General features: G+C 64.1%; 16 protein-coding genes. 9 read left to right on the forward strand and 7 right to left on the reverse strand.

Annotated features, from left to right (window positions below):
• Positions 1 to 42: 42 nt before the first annotated feature.
• Positions 43 to 1,131: a Zn-dependent alcohol dehydrogenase gene (locus tag RCO31_RS15285; RefSeq protein WP_308969261.1), complete on the reverse strand. Its 1,089-nt coding sequence runs from the start codon at positions 1,129 to 1,131 to the stop codon at positions 43 to 45.
• 176 nt (positions 1,132 to 1,307) lie between these two features.
• Here RCO31_RS15285 and RCO31_RS15290 point away from each other — a divergent pair, with 176 nt between their 5' ends.
• The 4 genes from RCO31_RS15290 to RCO31_RS15305 all read left to right on the forward strand — a co-directional run bounded on the left by RCO31_RS15290 (position 1,308) and on the right by RCO31_RS15305 (position 4,656).
• Entirely contained in the window at positions 1,308 to 2,144 is an 837-nt protein-coding gene (locus RCO31_RS15290) for an enoyl-CoA hydratase-related protein (RefSeq protein ID WP_308969262.1), read from the forward strand.
• 23 nt (positions 2,145 to 2,167) lie between these two features.
• Positions 2,168 to 2,464, forward strand: coding sequence for a DUF3303 family protein (locus RCO31_RS15295; protein WP_308969263.1), 297 nt, complete (start codon positions 2,168 to 2,170; stop codon positions 2,462 to 2,464).
• Between the two features lie 11 nt (positions 2,465 to 2,475).
• Entirely contained in the window at positions 2,476 to 3,552 is a 1,077-nt protein-coding gene (locus tag RCO31_RS15300; protein WP_308969264.1) for a dipeptidase, read from the forward strand.
• Positions 3,553 to 3,753: 201 nt separating this feature from the next.
• Positions 3,754 to 4,656 (forward strand): alpha/beta hydrolase, encoded by a 903-nt coding sequence (locus RCO31_RS15305; protein WP_308969265.1) that lies wholly within the window; start codon positions 3,754 to 3,756, stop codon positions 4,654 to 4,656.
• Here the strand turns inward: RCO31_RS15305 and RCO31_RS15310 are convergent.
• The 5 genes from RCO31_RS15310 to RCO31_RS15330 form a co-directional block, all read right to left on the reverse strand.
• On the reverse strand, positions 4,653 to 4,967 hold the full coding sequence (locus RCO31_RS15310; protein ID WP_308969266.1) for a hypothetical protein: 315 nt from the start codon (positions 4,965 to 4,967) through the stop codon (positions 4,653 to 4,655). The genes RCO31_RS15305 and RCO31_RS15310 overlap by 4 nt on opposite strands.
• Before the next feature lie 122 nt (positions 4,968 to 5,089).
• On the reverse strand, positions 5,090 to 6,076 hold the full coding sequence (locus RCO31_RS15315; protein WP_308969267.1) for a tripartite tricarboxylate transporter substrate binding protein: 987 nt from the start codon (positions 6,074 to 6,076) through the stop codon (positions 5,090 to 5,092).
• Between the two features lie 121 nt (positions 6,077 to 6,197).
• On the reverse strand, positions 6,198 to 6,500 hold the full coding sequence (locus tag RCO31_RS15320; RefSeq protein WP_308969268.1) for a hypothetical protein: 303 nt from the start codon (positions 6,498 to 6,500) through the stop codon (positions 6,198 to 6,200).
• Between the two features lie 153 nt (positions 6,501 to 6,653).
• Positions 6,654 to 7,577, reverse strand: coding sequence for a DMT family transporter (locus tag RCO31_RS15325; RefSeq protein WP_308969269.1), 924 nt, complete (start codon positions 7,575 to 7,577; stop codon positions 6,654 to 6,656).
• 139 nt (positions 7,578 to 7,716) lie between these two features.
• Positions 7,717 to 9,123, reverse strand: a complete 1,407-nt coding sequence (locus RCO31_RS15330; RefSeq protein WP_308969270.1) for a DHA2 family efflux MFS transporter permease subunit — start codon at positions 9,121 to 9,123, stop codon at positions 7,717 to 7,719.
• Between the two features lie 158 nt (positions 9,124 to 9,281).
• Here RCO31_RS15330 and RCO31_RS15335 point away from each other — a divergent pair, with 158 nt between their 5' ends.
• The 5 genes from RCO31_RS15335 to RCO31_RS15355 all read left to right on the forward strand — a co-directional run bounded on the left by RCO31_RS15335 (position 9,282) and on the right by RCO31_RS15355 (position 14,216).
• Entirely contained in the window at positions 9,282 to 9,572 is a 291-nt protein-coding gene (locus RCO31_RS15335; RefSeq protein ID WP_308969271.1) for a hypothetical protein, read from the forward strand.
• A 25-nt stretch (positions 9,573 to 9,597) separates the two neighbouring features.
• The gene (locus tag RCO31_RS15340; protein WP_308969272.1) at positions 9,598 to 10,494 is read left to right on the forward strand and encodes a sigma-70 family RNA polymerase sigma factor; all 897 of its coding nucleotides are present in this window, start codon (positions 9,598 to 9,600) and stop codon (positions 10,492 to 10,494) included.
• 229 nt (positions 10,495 to 10,723) lie between these two features.
• On the forward strand, positions 10,724 to 12,016 hold the full coding sequence (locus RCO31_RS15345) for an adenylosuccinate synthase (RefSeq protein ID WP_308969273.1): 1,293 nt from the start codon (positions 10,724 to 10,726) through the stop codon (positions 12,014 to 12,016).
• A 29-nt stretch (positions 12,017 to 12,045) separates the two neighbouring features.
• Positions 12,046 to 13,647 (forward strand): hypothetical protein, encoded by a 1,602-nt coding sequence (locus tag RCO31_RS15350; protein ID WP_308969274.1) that lies wholly within the window; start codon positions 12,046 to 12,048, stop codon positions 13,645 to 13,647.
• 176 nt (positions 13,648 to 13,823) lie between these two features.
• Positions 13,824 to 14,216, forward strand: a complete 393-nt coding sequence (locus RCO31_RS15355; protein WP_308969275.1) for a nuclear transport factor 2 family protein — start codon at positions 13,824 to 13,826, stop codon at positions 14,214 to 14,216.
• A gap of 117 nt (positions 14,217 to 14,333) precedes the next feature.
• On the opposite strand, the gene ileS is transcribed toward RCO31_RS15355, so the two are convergent.
• On the reverse strand, positions 14,334 to 17,345 hold the full coding sequence (gene ileS / locus RCO31_RS15360; protein ID WP_308969276.1) for an isoleucine--tRNA ligase: 3,012 nt from the start codon (positions 17,343 to 17,345) through the stop codon (positions 14,334 to 14,336).
• Positions 17,346 to 17,471 lie beyond the last annotated feature (126 nt).

A 17,471-nucleotide genomic window follows, 5' to 3' on the forward strand; every position in this document is an offset into this window, starting at 1 on the left:
ATAGGGATGGCCGGGCCATGCCCGGCCATAACAAAGCGAGTCCTAATTGAACTCTATGATGCTGCGCACGGTTTTGCCGGCCTTCATGTTGGCAAAACCCTCGTTGATCTCCGACAGCTTGATGCGAGCCGAGACCCAGTCGTCGAGATGCAGCTTGCCGTTGAGGTAGAACTCGACCAGGCGTGGCATGTCCTGGCGGAAGTGGTTCGAGCCCATCGACGAGCCCTGGATGCGGCGTTCGCGCAGGAAGTCCGCGCCATGCAGCTCGATCTTGGTTCCGAACGGGATCATGCCGACGATGGTGGCAGTGCCACCCGGCGCCAGCATGCCGAACGCCTGCTCGGCGGTGATCTTGGCGCCCAGCACCTCGAAGGCGTGCTCGACACCGAGGCCGCCGGTCTTGTCCTTGACCTGTTTCACGGGGTCGCCGTCGTTCGGATTGACGAGATCGGTCGCGCCGAGCTTCGTCGCCAGCTGCAGCTTCACCGGATTGGTATCGACGGCGATGATACGGCCCGCGCCTGCAATCGCCGCGCCGTTGATCGCCGCCATGCCGACGCCGCCGCAACCAATCACCGCCACGCTCTCGCCGGGCCGCACTTTCGCCGTGTTCACGACCGCGCCGTAGCCGGTAATGACGCCGCAGCCGATCAGCGCTGCGAGGTCGAGCGGCATGTCCTTGCGGATCTTCACCACTGCGTTCTCGTGCACGAGCATCTGCTCGGCGAATGAGGAGAGGTTGATGAACTGGTTGAGCTTCTCGGGCTTGTTCCAGTTGAAGCGATTGGCAACTCCGGGCAGCAGCTTCACGTCGGTGCCGGTGCAAAGCACCGGCCGGCCGGTGGTGCACATGTCGCAGGTCCCGCAGAACACGGACAGGCAGGTAACGACGTGATCGCCCGGTTGCACGTAAGTGACGTCGGAGCCGACCTGCTCGACGATGCCGGAGGATTCGTGGCCGGGAATGGTCGGCAGCGGCCAGGGATAGAGCCCTTCCATGAAGTGCAGGTCAGAGTGGCAGAGACCGGCGACCTTGGTGCGGATCAGGACTTCGCGCGGCCCCGGCTTGTTGACGCTGACCTCTTCGATGACGAGCGGCTTGTTGACTTCATACAGAACGGCGGCCTTCATCGGCGTACTTCCCTTGCGTTTGTGTTTTCGTCGCGTAGCGGTAGGATTTGCTCGCTGCCGAATATCAATCTAGCGCAAATCCGGCAGACCGGGTCAACCGCCATTCGGGCAAGGGCCCACTTGCCGCGGCGCATAAGGTCCGCATTCAGGGACGGGATCATCCAGGGACGGGTTCAATGACTTCCTTTGCTCACATTCTGACCGACGATCCGTTGCCGCACGTGCGGCGGATTACGCTCAATCGCCCCGAGAAGCGCAACGCGCTGAACAATCTTTTGCGCAAGGAAATCCTCGAGGCGTTGCAGGCTGCCGATCGCGATCCGGAAATTTCGATCATGATCCTGCGTGGCGCCGGCCCCTGTTTTTCGGCGGGCTATGACCTCTCCGCAGATAACAAACAGGGCCAACCCTATCACACCGCAGGCGGCGCCGGGCAATGGTCGCGCCATGTGGTGGACGGCTGGTTCACGATCTGGGACCTCGCCAAGCCGGTGATCGCCCAGGTGCATGGCTATTGCCTTGCCGGCGGCTCGGAGCTTGCAACGGCGTGCGACGTGGTGTTCGTCGCCGAAGATGCGCAGATCGGCTATCCACCGGTGCGGCTGATGAGCCCGCCGGACATGCAGTTTCATCCCTGGCTGGTCGGCATGCGCCGAGCGATGGAGCTGATGCTGACGGGTGATGCGATGTCAGGCCGCGAGGCGGCCGAATGGGGCTATGCGACGCGCGCGTTTCCGCTCGCCGAGCTTGAGCAGGCCACGCTCGCCTTCGCCGAGCGTGCCGCGAAAATCCCGACCGATCTGCAGCAGCTCAACAAGCGCTCCGTGCACCGCGCGATGGAGATCATGGGCGCGCGGGCGGCGATGCGGGCCGGCACCGAGATTCAGGCCCTGGCTTTCACGACAGAATCGTCGCTTGCTTACCGCAACAACTTCAAGCGCGACGGGTCCAGCGTCCGCGATCAACTCGACAAACGGGACGCGACGTTTGGCGATTACCGGACGAAGAAATAGAATAAGGAACAAAGGCCCCGCCCATGCTCTTTCTCGTTGTCTCCACGCCGCGTCCGGAGCGACCGTCCGAAGTTGCCGCTGCGCGGCAATCCTTCTGGCCATGGATCGCCAGCTATCGCGACAAGAACATCTGTCGCCACATCTACGCACGTACCGGGCGGGGTGCGGTCGCCGTGTTCGATGTCGAAAGCAACAATGACCTGCATCGCATTCTGAACGAGTGGGCCGATATCATCCCGGCGCATTTCGACACCTATCCGCTGGTCGATGCCGAGGCGACCGCGCAACTGCTCGCCGCGCAAGCGGCAGCAAAAACATAACAGGTATCATCATGACCGCGCGTCCCGTTCCGGTTTTCGACGGCCACAACGACGTGCTGCTGCGCCTTTATCGCAGGAAGGATGCAGCGGCGGCGTTTCTGGACGGCGACGGCAAAGGCCAGCTTGACCTTCCACGGGCGAAGCAGGGCGGATTCGCCGGCGGCTTGTTTGCGATCTTCGTGCCGGCGCCGCAGCGAAAGCGCGTGGACGGCGAAGTGCCGCCGCCTCCGGACGCTGTAGGCGCGGCTCGCGGCGAGACTGCGGATACGCCGCCGCTGGACATTGCGACGGCGCTAGAGGCGACGCTGGCGATGGCGTCGCTTCTCTTCGGCATCGAACGCCAATCTGGCGGCAGGGTGCGCGTGTGCCGCAGCGTCGCGGACATCGAACAATGCGTCGACCAGGGCATCCTCGCGCCGGTGCTTCACATCGAAGGCGCCGAGGCGATCGATGGTGATTTTCACGCGCTCGAGGTGCTGCATCAGGCAGGCCTGCGATCGCTCGGGCCGGTGTGGAGCCGCTCCAATGCCTTCGGGCATGGTGTGCCGTTCAGCTTTCCTTCGTCGCCGGACACCGGGCCCGGCCTCACCGATCTCGGCAAGGAGCTGATCCGTGGCTGCAATCGGCTGAAGATCATGATCGACCTGTCGCATCTCAACGAAAAAGGCTTCTGGGACGTTGCCGCCATTTCGGACGCGCCGCTGGTGGCGAGCCACTCCAACGCCCACGCGATCTGTCCGCACTCGCGCAATCTCACCGACAAGCAGCTTGCAGCGATCAGGGAGACCGGCGGCATGGTGGGCGTGAACTATGCAGTGACCTTCCTCAGGCCCGACGGCAAACGCGACAGCGATACGCCGCTGTCGCAGGTGGTCGATCACATCGACTATCTGATCCGCCATCTCGGCGAGGACGGCGTGGGCCTGGGATCGGACTTCGACGGCGCGGCGATACCGAAAGGGATCGGCACTGCCGCCGGTTTGCCAAATCTGGTGGAAGAGATGCGCGCGCGCCAGTATGGCGAGGCGCTGATCGAAAAGGTCTGCTTCCGCAACTGGCTGCGCGTCTTGAAGACGACCTGGAGCTAGTGTCCCGAATCCGAAGTTCGCTATACTTTGCAGCGAGCTCAGAGCGAACTTCGGATTCGATCAGGACATAGCAAGTTTATGATTCCAGTGTCGTTATGGATCAGAAATTCGCACGATGGACTCGCGGCAACGATGGTGCGAATTTCTGATCCACGACACTAGGGGACGGAAACAAATCGATGGTTTCGCGCTTGTTTATGGATGAGCGCTTCGGCATTTTCCGCATTTGAGGCCGTCGAGCTGCAAACGGAGGAAACCTCGATCTTCCTGCGGCGCGGTGGTTCGGGGCCTCCGCTTCTGCTGCTGCATGGGTTTCCGCAAACCCATCTGATGTGGCGGGACATTGCGCCGCTGCTGGCGCGCCACTTCACGGCTGTCTGCGCGGATATTCGAGGCTACGGCCGCAGCGGCTGCCCACCTTCGCGCGCCGATCATGCGCCGTATACGAAGCGGGCGATGGCCCGCGACATGGTCGCGGTGATGGAGAAGCTCGGCTTTCCGCATTTCTCGGTTGCCGGCCACGATCGCGGCGGTCGCGTGGCTTATCGCCTGGCGTTCGACCATCCGCAGCGAGTGCAGCGTCTCGCCGTTCTCGACGTGCTGACCATCGCCGACGCGTGGGAGCGGGCTGACAAGCGGCTCGCGACCGGCTACTGGCCGTGGTCACTGCTCGCGCAGGCCGAGCCGCTGCCTGAGAGGCTGGTTTCGGCGGCGCCAGATGCCATCGTCGACAGCGCGCTCGGCGGCTGGGGTTCGCCATCGCATGTTTTCAGTGACGATGTGCGCGCGGCCTATATCGATGCACTGCGTGATCCATCACACGTACATGCGATCTGCGAGGAATATCGCGCGGCGGCGACGACCGACCATGCGCATGACATCGCCGATCGCAAAGCGGGCCGGCGCATCGCATGTCCGCTGCTGGTGCTGTGGAGCGGTCGTGGGCCGCTGGAAGGTTGGTACGCCGACGCCGGCGGTCCGCTCGCACTGTGGCGCGCATGGGCGCAAGACGTCAGCGGCGCGCCCGTCGACGGCGGGCACTTTTTCCCTGAGGAAATGCCCGAGCGCACCGCGGAAGAGCTGCGCCGATTCTTCGTTAGCTAGTGCAGCCCGACGAACTCGCGCAGCGTCCTTACCGTCTCTTCCGCGTCCTCAGCCTCTTCGGTCGTCAGGACCGTGATCTCGCCGGATCGCCGATGCAGCACGCTGTGAAAGATCGGTGCGCCGGAAAGCCCGTCATGTTCCGACTTGACGGCAATGTCGTCGATGTCGTCGAGCGGGAACTCGACCGGCTTCTTCTTCCACAACAGGATCTTCTGCTGCAGCGTGGCGCTGCCGACGGTCTTGTCGAACGTGATGGTGGTCGAGCCGTCCTTGAGGATAAGTCTGCTCGGAGTGCTTTCGATATTTGCCATGCAGGGTGCTCCCGCTTGGTTTGATCGCTCCGATCATACCAAAAGCGCGGCGAATCGATGTTGCGACTCGCTGCCGCGCCTTGGTTCCGACAGGCCCTCGCAGGCGAAGGCGGGCAGCATCGTCACTCCGGTTCGATGCCGGCGTCTTTGATCAGCCGCGTCCACAGCACGAGCTGCTCGTTGACGAATGTCGTGAGCTGCTCGGGCGTGCCGGAGAACGCGTCCATGCCACGCTCGGCGAGTTGCTTCTTGATTTCGGGATTTTCGATCGCCTTGCGGATTTCGGCGTTCAGCTTCGTCACGACATCCTTCGGCATGTTCGCCGGGCCGAACCAGCCCTGCCACGAGGTGATGTCGAAGTCGGGTACGCCCGCCTCCTGCATCGAGGGCATGTCGGGCAGCAGCACCGAACGGTCCTTGGTCGTCACCGCAAGCCCGCGCAGCTTGCCCGCGTTCACGAGCGGCAGACCGGTCGGAATGTCGATGAACATCATGCTGACGCGGCCGCCAACCACGTCGGTCAGTGCCGGCGGCGAGCTCTTGTAGGGGACATGCAGCAGGTCGAGGCCGGCGCGCCGCGCGTAGGTTGCGCCCATGACGATCGCGGCCGACGAGCCGGATGCGTAGGTGAGCTTGCCGGGGTTTGCCTTGGCGTAGGCTGTGAGTTCCTGAACGCTCTTGGCCGGAATGTCCGGATTGATCACCAGCATGAAGGGGAGGTTGCCGGTGCGCGCGATCGGCGTGAAATCCTTCACCGGGTCGTAGGTGAGCTGCTTCATCAGGCTCGGATTGGCCGAGTGCGTGGTGTTGGTGGTGACGAAGAGCGTGTAGCCGTCTGGCGCCGAACGTGCGACGTGGGTAGCAGCCAGCATGCCGTTTGCGCCCGGCTTGTTCTCGACGATCAGGCCTTGACCGAGCGCCGTGCCCACCTGGGCCGCGATCAACCGTGTCGTCGTGTCGGTACCGCTGCCGGCCGCGAACGGCAGCACGAGAGTGATGTTGCGGGTCGGGTATCCTTGCGCCTGCGCCGCGCTCACCAACAGGACACTCGCAAGCGCTGCTCCGGCAAGCGACGAGAATGACAGACGGATGTCGGCCAGCAACTTCATTTTGGAACGTCCTCCCACTTTGCATCAGTTGTTGCAGCGCAATATGGCGCGGAGGGACGTTAGCTGCTTGGCGTTAAGGTTGCCAGTCGGCCGAAAGTGGAAGCGACGATCAAGATGATTGTCAGCAGCCGCGGCAGATCCGCAGCCTGCGGTTGAGCTCGTCCTGCTGCTTCTCATCGAGCAGGTCCGCTGCCGTCTTATCCATCTGAGGAATATCGGCAGCTCGTGGCTGGCGATGCCCGACCGGCGCCGGGAAGGCAGCGCGGGCGTTGTCCAAATCGGGCGAAGCCGGCGGCGGCGATGAAGCTGGAGGTGGTGACGGTGTCGAGGATTGCTGAGCAGACGTCTGGACGACGCCGAGCACGAGCGGTGCGGCAAGCGCCACAGTGAATCCTACGGTTCGGACGGCGGGTGCGATCGTCATCGAGATCACCTCGAGTCTAGCGAATCTAAGAACGAAAGGTGCGACCGCAAGCATCGCGCCGCGCGCGGCAAAAGCCAACAGGCCAAGGCACCTGAAAACGGCGGTTCTGCCGGATCGACCGCCGATCAACCTTAAAACAGAATGCGTCGGCGTCTATTTCCGCGCTGCGACAAAAACGCCCAGCAGCACCAGTCCGTAGCCAATGAGGTGAAACAGCCTGGGTTCTTCGCCAAGAAGGCCGATGGCAAGCACGGAACCGAACACCGGAATCAGATGGTAAAACGGTGCCGAACGATTGGCGCCAATCAACTCGACGCCGCGGTTGTAGCACAGGTAGGCGAGCGTCGACGGGAACACGATGACGTAGGCGAGTGTCGCCAGCGTTTCGGTGTCGAACGACATCGTGTAGCCGCTCAAGCCTTCCCAGATCGCGAACGGTACGTTGACCAGCGCGCCAACCCCGGTGGTGAAGGCCAGGAACGCGAGGGCATGCAGGCGGCGCGGCCGGTACGGCATCAACGCCGAATAGATGCAGAAGATCATCAGCGCGCCGGCGAAGATCAGGTCGCCCTTGTTGAAGTCGATGCTGCTCAGCGCCTCGATGTCGCCGCGCGCGAGAATCGTCAGCACGCCCGCAAGTGAGGTCGCGATGCCGAGTGCTTGAGCCCATGTCAGCCGGGTGCGAAACAGCACGAACGACCAGAAGGCGACGAACAGAGGCCCGGACGACTGAATCAGCAACCCGTTCAGCGCCGAGGTGTACTGCAGGCCGATATAGGCGATGGTGTTATAGGCGCCGATTCCGGTCACAGCCAGCAGCATCAGCATCGGGAGGTTGGCGCGTATAACCGGCCAATCGCGCTTGAGGTGGGACAACGCGAATGGAAGAATCAACAGAAACGCGCCACCCCAGCGCAGCGTCGCCAGTGTAATCGGCGGCACATGGCCGGCGACATAACGCCCGAGCACGACGTTGCCCGCCCAGAACAGCGACGTCAGGCTGAGCAGCAGATAAGGTTGGTTCGCGAGCCAGCCGAGAAGTGGGCGGCTCTGCTGTGTCCGATCAGGCGTTGTCATTGATTGCAAGTGTTCTGTTCCGCGAGGCGCCGCTTCTAGCATCGGAATGCCCTATTGTCGCGACACTTCATCGGAACGCCGGGCTGCCTTTCGCTTCTGCATTTCGGGGAAAAAAACGGGTGGCGGCCCGGTGAACACGTCATGGTGCGGCTTCGCCGGTGCGTGCCGCGATCATCCGCGCATGCGGCAGTGCGAGCCCCGCCATTGCGCCGAACAGCGACAGGGCGGCGCAGGCGCCCATCGCCGCCGTGAAGCCGGCCGAAAAGCTCTGCGGCGAAGCGAGCGTGCCGGTGCTCGCGAACACGGCACCGAGCGTGGCGACGCCGAACACGCCGCCGAGAAAACGCAGCATGTTGAGCACGCCGGACGCCTTGCCGAGCTCCGTTCTCGTGACCGCGCCGAGGATTGCGCTTTGCGCTGCCGGCATCGCCATGGACACGCCGCAGCCGGCAGCCACCAGTGGCGCGATCATCTGGACGAAAGGCAAGTCTGCGCTGGTAACGAGTGCGAGCCAGCCGAAGCCGAGCGACTGCAGCGCCAGACCGGCGACGATCAGCGGCCGTTCGCCGATCCTGCTGACAAGATTGCCGGCGATCGGGGCGATAACGAACAGCGTTGCGGTCCAGGGCAGCATGCGCAGGCCCGCACCGAGCGGTCCATGACCCTGCGCAATCTGCAGGAACTGGGCGGTGAAGAACAGCGCGCCATATAGCGTTGCGTAGAGCAGGAAATTTGCGAGATTGCTGGCGGCAAAGGCGCGGGTGCGGAAAAGCCGCATCGGCACCATTGGCGCCACCGCGCGCGCGCTCCACAGCACGAACGCCAATGTCAGCGCGATGCCTGCGGCCAGCATGGTGAGAACTTCGCCGCTCATCCAGCCGGTGTTGTTGCCGCGCATCAGACCCCAGACGAGTCCCAGTGCGCCGGCGGTGATCAGGGCGACGCCGCAAACGTCGAAGCGCGCGTCGGCGCCGAAGCTCTCCGGAATATGGCGCAGCACCAGCGGGATCATGACGACGCCGAGAGGAACGTTGAGCCAGAAGATCCACTGCCAGGCGAGGCCTTCTACCACCAATCCGCCGATGATGGGTCCGCCCAACACCGCAAGACCGGTGACGGCGCCGAAAAATCCGAGAGCGCGGGCGCGCTCCTCTGGCGAAAAGGCGGCGCTCAGCAGCGCCATCGCCAGCGGCATCACCAGCGCTGCGGCCGCGCCCTGGATGGCGCGTGCAGTAATCAACGCGGTGACGCTGCCGGATAGCGCACAGGCGACCGACGCCAGCACGAACAGTCCGAGGCCTGTGGCAAACATCCTGCGGCGGCCGAAGCGGTCGCCGAGTGCAGCGCCGGTGATCAGAAGAACTGCGAGCGTCAGGCCATACGCATTCACCACCCATTCAAGCTGCTCGAACGAGGTGCCGAACGTCGAGCGGATGGTGCTGAGCGAGGTGGCGACGACCAGCGAATCGAGCGCGACCATGAATGACGCGAGCGAGGTAAGCGTGAGGACGCGACGGCCTTCGGTAGCGACAACGGGGTTGGTCATGAGAATCCTCATTCGTGCGTAACGGTGAGACCGAGACGAACGAGGCGGGCCGAAAGATTCCGCATGAAAAAATTTCGCACCGGACCGAATCCTTTGGGCGCGGTGCGACGTCTGGGAAGCGGAAGGCTGGTTTTTCCGCAACCGAAACAGGAGTTCCCATGCGCGTTGTTCGCTATCAGGCCAAACCGGATCGGGCCGATGCCAATCAACAGCTTGTCGAAGCGGTGTTCGAAGAACTACGCGCAGCGTCGCCGGACGGTTTGCGCTACCTCTCCATCCGCCTCGATGACGGCACGTTCATCCACGTGGTGGAAACTGCAGATTCGGAAAAGTTGACCACTTTGCCGGCATTCAAGGCGTTTCAGAGCGAGCTGCGTGATCGTTGCGCGCAGCGTCCGCTTGTCTGTGATGCCGCCGTGGTCGGCAACTACCGGATGCTTGGTGAATGATCCGCAGGTGGATTAGGCTCTGGCGATGAGCGCGGCAGCCTCAACCCCCTCCGACGACCGTGAGGCATTTGCGCGCCTGCTGACGGACTTGCGGCCGAAGCTGCACCGCTATTGCGCGCGCATGACGGGATCGGCGATCCACGGCGAGGATGTGCTGCAGGACGCGGCGCTGCGAGCGCTTGAGGCCTTCACGCAATCGGCGCCGATCCACAATCCGGAAGGCTGGCTGTTCCGCATCGCCCACAACGCCGCGCTCGATTTTCTGCGGCGCCAGGCGCGGTCGCAGCGCCTCGCCGTCGACGAGGATCCCGACATGGTTGCAGGAGCAGAAGAGACGGATCGCCGCCAGCTCGCCGCGGCGAGCCTCAGTACCTTCATGTGGCTGCCGCCGTCCCAGCGATCGAGCGTGATTTTGATGGATGTTCTCGGTTACTCGCTCGAGGAGATCGGCGATGTCACCTCGCTGAGCATTCCGGCGATCAAAGCGGCACTGCATCGCGGGCGTACGCGCCTGCGCGAGCTTGCGGGACAGGCGGACGAGCTGCCCCTGCCTGTCCTTGCCGAGGCTGAACGCGCGCGGCTGCAGCTTTACGTGAACCGCTTCAACGCGCGCGACTTCGACGCAGTGCGTGACATGCTCGCCGACGACGTCCGGCTTGATCTCGTCAACCGCATGCAGCGCGCGGGCAAGCGGCAGGTGGCGAACTATTTCACCAATTACGACGGCATTGCCGGCTGGCGGTTCGCACCGGGGCTGGTCGAGGGCCGCCCGGGCGCTCTGGTCTACGACGACGCGGCCGGAGCGGACCGGCCCGGTTATTTCGTTCTGCTGGACTGGTCGGGCGACCGGATCCTGAAAATCAGGGATTTTCGCTACGCAAGCTATGTGTTTGCGGAGGCAGAATTCGTTGCGCTCCCCTGAGGCTCGGGCCACGGATGGTTCCGGCCTCGGGCCGGCCGGCCCGGAGCAGAAAATTTCAGGGCGAATCAACGGCTTGAATGCACCAAAAGCGTTCAAAATGGCCCCCGTTTAACTTGCGCACGAAGGCATCATCCTTTATCCGGAAGGCAAAGCCTTGCTGGGAGAAGTTCCCGCCGCCGGGCGGTGTCACTCCTGCGTGTTACAGGCCTTCAAGGGACTGTCTTAAGACATGGCGAACGTGGTTGTCGTCGGCGCCCAATGGGGCGACGAGGGAAAAGGCAAGATTGTCGATTGGCTGTCGGAGCAGGCGGATATCGTTGTCCGTTTCCAGGGCGGCCACAATGCGGGTCACACCCTTGTCATTGACGGCAACGTCTACAAGCTGGCCCTCCTGCCGTCCGGCGTGCTGCGCCCCTCGAAACTGTCGGTGATCGGTAACGGCGTCGTGTTCGATGCGCAGGCCTTCCTCGACGAGGTCAACCGGCTGACGTCTCAAGGCGTCGCGGTCTCGCCGGCCAACTTGCGGGTCGCCGAAAACGTGACGCTGATCCTCGAACTGCATCGCGAGCTCGATGCATTGCGCGAGTCCTCCAATGCGGGCACGGCGATCGGCACCACCCGGCGCGGCATCGGCCCGGCCTATGAGGATAAAGTCGGCCGCCGTGCGATCCGGCTGATGGATCTTGCCGATCTCGACAGTCTGCCGCGCAAGATCGACCGGCTGCTCGCCCACCACAATGCGCTCCGCCGTGGCATGAATTTGCCCGAGGTCGACGGCGCAGGGCTGTACAAGGATCTGGCCGAGTTGGCGCCGAAAGTGCTGCCCTATGCCGAGACGGTTTGGAGTCTGCTCGATGCCCGGCGGCGCGAGGGCAAACGCATCCTGTTCGAAGGCGCACAGGGCGCGCTGCTCGATGTGGATCATGGTACCTATCCCTACGTGACCTCGTCCAACACGGTGGCGGCGCAGGCGGCGACCGGTTCAGGCATGGGGCCGGTTTCGGTCGGCTACGTGCTCGGCATCTGCAAGGCCTACACCACGCGGGTCGGTCTCGGTCCGTTTCCAACCGAGCAGGACAACGAGATCGGCTACCGAATCGGCGAGCGCGGCCGTGAGTTCGGCACCAACACCGGGCGCAAGCGCCGGTGCGGCTGGTTCGACAGCGTACTGGTGCGGCAGACGGCCCGCACCTCCGGCATCAATGGCCTGGCGCTGACCAAGCTCGATATTCTCGACGGCTTCGATTCGATCAATGTCTGCGTCGGCTACAAGCTCGACGGCAAGGAGATCGACCATCTACCGGCGGGTGAGGGCGCTCAGGCCCGCGTGGAACCGATCTACGAAACGATCGAAGGCTGGAAGGAGCCGACAGCCAACGCCCGCTCCTGGGCGGACTTGCCTGCGCAGGCGATCAAATACGTCCGGAGGGTGGAAGAGCTGGTCGGCTGCCCGATTGCCTTGCTTTCCACAAGCCCGGAACGCGAAGATACTATTCTCGTGCAGAATCCGTTTGAGGCATAAGGCGAAAAAATTCGCTACAGTGGAGCGAAATGGCTGACTACTACCCGCTAATTGCCCGCGCGATTGCAGGGCTCGACGCAAGCGCCACCGGCGAACAGCGCCGTGCGCTATATGAGCGTGCGCGCGCCGCGCTGATTGCGCAGTTGCGCGGGGTGCAGCCGCCCTTGAGCGAAAGTGAAATCACCCGCGAGCGGCTGACGCTGGAAGAAGCGATCCGCAAGGTGGAGCAGGAAGCGGCGCAGCGCAGCCGCGTTGCGAGCCGTGGCGACGCGCTGCGCGGTCGTGGCGATCAGCTGCGTGCCAGCCAGCCCTCGATCAATGGTGAGGCTGCTGCCGCTGCTGCACCGGCCGCCCGCGAGCGGCGTCCCGATCGCCCGCCCGTGCCGCGTGACCCTGCCCGCAATCCGGAAGGACGCCCCGAGCGCGACGGTCTGCTGGCTCCGCGCCCGCGTGCGCCGCAGGACGCGCGTTCGCCCGCGCGTGAAAACCGCGACAAGGAGCGTGAGCCTGGTCGGCCGGGCGTTCCGCCCCGGCGTGAGCGCGGCAACGATCGCCCGCAGCCGGGACTGAATGGCAGCAACGGCATGCGCGGTTTCCGCGATGTGGTGGCGGATGCCGACGATCTCGGCGGCGCCGCTGCGCAGGCCAATCGCTCCGCGCGCCGCACCTACGCCAACGTGCCGTCGCCGACGCCGGAGTTCGATCGCCTCGAGCCGAGCATGGAAGATCGTTCGGCCGAGAGCGATCACGCCGCGCAGATGGCGCAGCCGCGCGCTTCCGAAGCCTATTCATTCGACGAGCAGCCGACGGATGCCGACCGCTTCCAGAATCGCCAGCCGCCGCGTCCTGAGGCGAACGCGCGCCGGCGCGCCGTGCTGCGGGCCGGCATCTTCCCGGTCAAGCGCGCGGCCGCCGTCGGCATTGTGCTGATCCTGATCGGCGCCGTGGTGGCCTACTGGCCGCAGCTGCGCGATCTTTATTCCGATCTCACCGGCCGCGCCAAGCAGGCCGAGGTGCCGAAGAAGGATACGCCTGCGGACCGGCCGAAGATTACCGACCGGGTCGGCCAGCCGTCGACTGCGCCAGTCGCGCCCGTCGCCCAGCGCGTCGTGCTCTATGATGAAGATCCGGCCGAGCCGCAGGGCAAGCAGTATGTCGGGCAGGTGGTGTGGCGCACTGAGAATGTTGCAGGCCCGAACGGCACGACCGACACCGCCATCCGCGCCGACATCGACATTCCCGAGCGCAAGTTCAAGGCCGCGCTGACGATCCGTCGCAACAACGACACCTCGCTGCCGGCCTCGCACACGGTGGAGATGACGTTCCAGTTGCCGCCCGATTTCGCCGGTGGCGGCGTGTCGAACGTGCCGGGCGTGCTGATGAAATCCAATGAGCAGACGCGCGGCACTCCGCTTGCGGGCCTCGCGGTGAAGGTCACCGACAACTTCTTCCTGATCGGGCTTTCGAACGTCGACGCGGACCGCAGCCGCAACCTGCAGCTCCTGAAGGAGCGTTCCTGGTTCGATATTCCTCTCGTCTACGGCAACCAGCGTCGCGCCATCGTCGCTCTCGAAAAGGGCGCACCCGGCGAACGCGCCTTCACCGACGCCTTCGAAATCTGGCAGCAGTAGGTTTTTGTCGTCCCGGCCAAGCGAAGCGCGAGCCGGGACCCATGACTACAGCGCTTATGGGGCGCACGGACTCCGTGCCATCGTTGACTCTCGACGGCTATGGGTCCCTGCTTTCCATAGGCGAGCGAAGCGACGTCGTTCTTCGAACGGCTATGGGGACGACACGGAGAAATTCAATGACCACGCCCCCACCCGCCGAACGTGACGCGCTGCTGACCGCCTTCTCCAAGGCGCTGTTCAAGCGAGATGTCGACGCGATCTATCGTACTGTGACGCCGGACTTCGTCTGGCGGCTGCCGATCGGGCCTGATGCGCCGGTGGCGCGCGAGATCGGCAGTCCCGAGCAGCTCGCCGACTATTTCGACGCGCGCGAGCGGACCTATGACGGGGTGCGTTTCCATGACGTGGTCTATCACCATGCGCCGGAGGCGACGTTCATGACGTTTCGCGTCACAGCGCGCCGCAAGGACGGCGACGCCGTCGATGCGCTTGGCATGGAACGCTATCTGTTTCGTGACGGCCGCATCGCGCTCAAGGACGCGTACTGGAAACGGATCGGGGTGGAGTAGTCGGAGACGTAGCCCGGATGAGCGAAGCGAGATCCGGGGGAGACTTGCCGCAAACTCAGACCCCGGGTGTCGCTTCGCTCACCCGGGCTACCGTCCGTCGCTTGCAACGACGGTCGATTATGCCACCACGCCGAGCGCCTTCCACTCGCGCAGCGCCTTGGCGTCGCGCGGCGAAACGTCGGGATATTCGGGATCGTCGCCGACGGTCGGGAGAATCTTCCAGGAGCGCGCGCATTTTTTGCCTTGCGCCAGCTCGACCACCACGGCGACGTTCGGCACGTCTGCCAGACGGAACGCGTTCGCCGGGGCATCGGAATTGGTCACCATCGCGTTGGACGTGATGCAGACTTCCGCGAGATCGACGTCGGCCAGAATGCCAAACACGCGCATGTCGTTCACATAGACCATCGGCGAGGCTTCGAGCGACGAACCGATCCGCTTGGCCGCACGTTCGAGCTCCAGCGCGCCGGTGACGACTCGCCGCACGTCGCGGATCGTCTCCCATCTCGCCGCCAGCGCGTCGTCGCGATAGTCGCCGAGGCGCTCAGGGAAAAGCGTAAGGTGCACCGATGGCGAGCTATCAGGGCGATAGTTCTGCCATGCCTCCTCCGTGGTGAAGCACAGGATCGGCGCGAGCCATTTCAGGATCGCGTCGCACAGGATGTCGACTGTCGTCAGCGCCGCTTTGCGCGTGAGTGAGGACGGCGGCTCACAATAAAGCGTGTCTTTCCGGATATCGAAGTAGAACGCCGACAGCTCGGTGTTCATGAAGTTCGCAAGCGTCGCCACCACGGTCTTGTAGTCGAAGTTCGCGTAGGCCTCGCGAACGACCGCATCGACTTCGGCCAGGCGATGCAGCATCAGCCGCTCGAGCTCCGGCATGTCGGCATGCGCGATGTCGTCCCCGGGCTTGAAATGCGTCAGCGTGCCGAGCATCCAGCGGATCGTGTTGCGCAGCTTGCGATAGGTTTCGATGGTGTTCTTCAGGATCTCCGGTCCGATGCGCTGATCGTCGGCATAGTCGGAGGCCGCCACCCACAGCCGCAGGATGTCGGCGCCGGAATCCTTGATCACCTTCTGCGGCTCAACCGTATTGCCGAGCGACTTCGACATCTTGCGCCCGTGCTCGTCCAGCGTGAAGCCGTGCGTCAGGACCACATCGTAGGGTGCGCGGCCGCGGGTGCCGCAACTTTCCAGCAGGGAGGAATGAAACCAGCCGCGATGCTGGTCACTGCCTTCCAGATACATCACGGTGTCGTTGCCGCCGTCGATCTTGCGCACGATGTCGCCGAGCGTGGGGAAGTTCTGCCGGTCTTCCAGCACGAACGCATGCGTGGAGCCGGAGTCGAACCAGACGTCGAGGATGTCGTCGACCTTCTGCCAGCCCTCGCTCGCGCGATCGCCAAGGAAGCGCTCGCGCGCGCCAGCGGCGTACCAGGCATCCGCGCCTTCGCTCGCGAACGCTTCCGCGATGCGCTGGTTGACGACGTCGTCCTTCAGGATCTCGACCGAGCCGTCGCCCTTTTCCTTGATGAACACGGCGATCGGCACGCCCCAGGCGCGCTGACGCGAGATCACCCAGTCGGGACGGCTCTCGATCATGCCGTTGATGCGGTTCTGTCCCTGCGGCGGCACCCAGCGCGTCACCGAGATCGCATGCAGGGCGCGGGCGCGCAGCGTGTCGCCATCCTTCGCCGTAGCATCGTCGGCGATCGGCTTGTCCATCGCGATGAACCACTGCGGTGTGTTGCGGAAGATCACCGGCTTCTTCGACCGCCACGAATGCGGGTATTGATGCTTCAGCCGGCCGCGCGCGAGCAGCATGTTCGCCGCCACCAGCGCCTTGATGACCGCTTCGTTGGCGTCGCCCTTCTCGCCCTTGTCGTTGATCACACGCTTGCCGGTAAAGCCCGGCGCCTGGTCGGTGAAAGCGCCGTTCTCGTCGACCGTGTAGGGGATCGCCGTGTTGATGCCGCGCGCCTCGATCGCGCGCGCACCGGCCGTCCAGATGTCGAAGTCCTCGCGGCCGTGGCCGGGAGCGGTGTGGACGAAGCCGGTGCCGGTGTCGTCGGTGACATGATCGCCGTCGAGCAGCGGTACCTTGAATTGATAGCTGCCGGCAGTGCCGGCAAGCGGATGGCTGCACACAGTCGACGCCAGCATCTCTGCCGTCACGTCGCCAACGCGCTCGAACGCCGTCACGCGCGCCTGCTTGAAGACGTCCGCGGCGAGCTTGTCGGCGAGGATCAGAAGGTCACCGGTCCTGGCCCAGTTGTCCGCAGGCGCGTCGGTGATCCGGTAGAGCCCGTAGGCGATCTTCGACGAAAAGCTGACCGCGCGGTTGCCGGGCAGCGTCCAGGGCGTCGTCGTCCAGATCACGACGCTCGCATTGGCGAGGCTGTCGGCGCCCGACGACACCGGAAACTTCACCCAGACCTGATCGCTCGTGTACTCCTCGTACTCGACCTCGGCTTCGGCGAGCGCCGTCTTCTCCACCACGCTCCACATCACCGGTTTCGAACCGCGATAGAGCGTGCCGTTGGCGGCAAATTTCATCAGCTCGCGCGCGATCTGGGCTTCGGCCGGGTAGGCCATGGTCAGGTACGGATGCTCCCAGTCGCCGACCACGCCGAGCCGCTTGAACTCCTCGCGCTGCACGCCGAGCCAGTGGGCGGCATAGGCGCGGCATTCCTGGCGGAATGCGATCATCGCGTCGGGACTTTTCAGGTCCGGCTTCTGCTTGCCCTTCGAGCGGTAATTCTCTTCCTCGATCTTCCACTCGATCGGCAGGCCGTGGCAGTCCCAGCCCGGAACGTAGTTGGAATCGTAACCCAGCATCTGCTGGCTGCGGGTGACGAGGTCCTTCAGGATCTTGTTGAGCGCGTGGCCGATATGGATGTTGCCGTTGGCGTAAGGCGGGCCGTCATGCAGCACGAACTTCGTGCGGCCCTGGGCGGCGAGGCGCAGCTTCTCGTAGAGGTTGATCTCATTCCAGCGCTTGAGGATGTCCGGCTCGCGCTGCGGCAGCCCCGCCCGCATCGGGAAGTCGGTCTTCGGCAGGAACAGCGTCTTCGAATAGTCGTGGGCGTCCGGCTGTCCGGTCGAAGGCTTTTGCGGCTTATCGGTCATGGCGGCTCTTGAAGGTCGGCTTAAGGGCTTTTGCAAAGGCTCTGTCAGGCGGTCTTTAAGAAACCGTTCCCGTATTCCGGGGCGAGCCTGGCGCGGAGAAACTAAATCCCGGTCTTGCGCGCGAGC

Origin of the sequence: Bradyrhizobium sp. LHD-71 (assembly GCF_031157255.1) — a bacterium.
Classification (GTDB): domain Bacteria; phylum Pseudomonadota; class Alphaproteobacteria; order Rhizobiales; family Xanthobacteraceae; genus P52-10.

Excerpts from the sequence above, each read along its gene's own strand:
- ileS (WP_308969276.1), bottom strand. The coding sequence starts at position 17,345 with ATGACCGATAAGCCGCAAAAGCCTTCGACCGGACAGCCGGACGCCCAC.
- RCO31_RS15300 (WP_308969264.1), top strand. The coding sequence starts at position 2,476 with ATGACCGCGCGTCCCGTTCCGGTTTTCGACGGCCACAACGACGTGCTG.
- RCO31_RS15290 (WP_308969262.1), top strand. The coding sequence starts at position 1,308 with ATGACTTCCTTTGCTCACATTCTGACCGACGATCCGTTGCCGCACGTG.
- RCO31_RS15350 (WP_308969274.1), top strand. The coding sequence starts at position 12,046 with ATGGCTGACTACTACCCGCTAATTGCCCGCGCGATTGCAGGGCTCGAC.
- RCO31_RS15295 (WP_308969263.1), top strand. The coding sequence starts at position 2,168 with ATGCTCTTTCTCGTTGTCTCCACGCCGCGTCCGGAGCGACCGTCCGAA.
- RCO31_RS15335 (WP_308969271.1), top strand. The coding sequence starts at position 9,282 with ATGCGCGTTGTTCGCTATCAGGCCAAACCGGATCGGGCCGATGCCAAT.
- RCO31_RS15330 (WP_308969270.1), bottom strand. The coding sequence starts at position 9,123 with ATGACCAACCCCGTTGTCGCTACCGAAGGCCGTCGCGTCCTCACGCTT.
- RCO31_RS15305 (WP_308969265.1), top strand. The coding sequence starts at position 3,754 with ATGAGCGCTTCGGCATTTTCCGCATTTGAGGCCGTCGAGCTGCAAACG.
- RCO31_RS15355 (WP_308969275.1), top strand. The coding sequence starts at position 13,824 with ATGACCACGCCCCCACCCGCCGAACGTGACGCGCTGCTGACCGCCTTC.
- RCO31_RS15310 (WP_308969266.1), bottom strand. The coding sequence starts at position 4,967 with ATGGCAAATATCGAAAGCACTCCGAGCAGACTTATCCTCAAGGACGGC.
- RCO31_RS15325 (WP_308969269.1), bottom strand. The coding sequence starts at position 7,577 with ATGACAACGCCTGATCGGACACAGCAGAGCCGCCCACTTCTCGGCTGG.
- RCO31_RS15315 (WP_308969267.1), bottom strand. The coding sequence starts at position 6,076 with ATGAAGTTGCTGGCCGACATCCGTCTGTCATTCTCGTCGCTTGCCGGA.
- RCO31_RS15320 (WP_308969268.1), bottom strand. The coding sequence starts at position 6,500 with ATGACGATCGCACCCGCCGTCCGAACCGTAGGATTCACTGTGGCGCTT.
- RCO31_RS15340 (WP_308969272.1), top strand. The coding sequence starts at position 9,598 with ATGAGCGCGGCAGCCTCAACCCCCTCCGACGACCGTGAGGCATTTGCG.
- RCO31_RS15345 (WP_308969273.1), top strand. The coding sequence starts at position 10,724 with ATGGCGAACGTGGTTGTCGTCGGCGCCCAATGGGGCGACGAGGGAAAA.
- RCO31_RS15285 (WP_308969261.1), bottom strand. The coding sequence starts at position 1,131 with ATGAAGGCCGCCGTTCTGTATGAAGTCAACAAGCCGCTCGTCATCGAA.